1 protein-coding gene is annotated in these 459 nt (G+C 64.5%); it reads left to right on the top strand.

Translation table 11 applies throughout. From position 1 onward, the window contains the following. Positions 1 to 266 (top strand): DoxX family protein (locus EN925_RS39210; RefSeq protein ID WP_164894857.1); only part of this gene is annotated, 266 nt, incomplete at its 5' end. Between the last annotated feature and the right edge of the window lie 193 nt (positions 267 to 459).

Below are 459 nucleotides of genomic sequence, written 5' to 3'. Positions count from 1 at the left end.
GCCTGCCCTTGCCGACCGTAACGGCCACCGTCGTCGGCCTGATCGAGCTTCTCGGCGGCCTCGCCATCCTCGTCGGCTTCAAGACCCGGATTGTCGCTTGGGTGCTGGCGGTCTTCACGGTCGCTACCGGTTTGGTCGCCCACACCGGTTGGGCCGACCAGATGCAGATGATCCAGTTTCTCAAGAACCTCGCCATTGCGGGCGGCTTCCTCGTGCTGGCTTCCTCGGGCGCCGGTGCCTATTCGATCGACGCCAAGCGCGGCTGAGCCAAGACCCGGCAATAGCCGAACAAGAAAGCGGCGCGGAATTTTCCGCGCCGCTTTTTCGTTGTTGGTGCATGATCGCCGATCTGTCGGCCGGAGTTTCTGATAGGATCGGGGCTATCGGGACGAGGCCGGCCGGCGGCCGACAACGGAGTGTGAACATGCCCCGCAACGCGCTGCTCCTGCTCTCCCGGCT

Origin of the sequence: Mesorhizobium sp. M7A.F.Ca.US.006.04.2.1, assembly GCF_004022915.1 — a bacterium.
GTDB classification, from domain to species: domain Bacteria; phylum Pseudomonadota; class Alphaproteobacteria; order Rhizobiales; family Rhizobiaceae; genus Mesorhizobium; species Mesorhizobium ciceri.
This window is presented reverse-complemented; position numbering and strand designations above follow the sequence as displayed.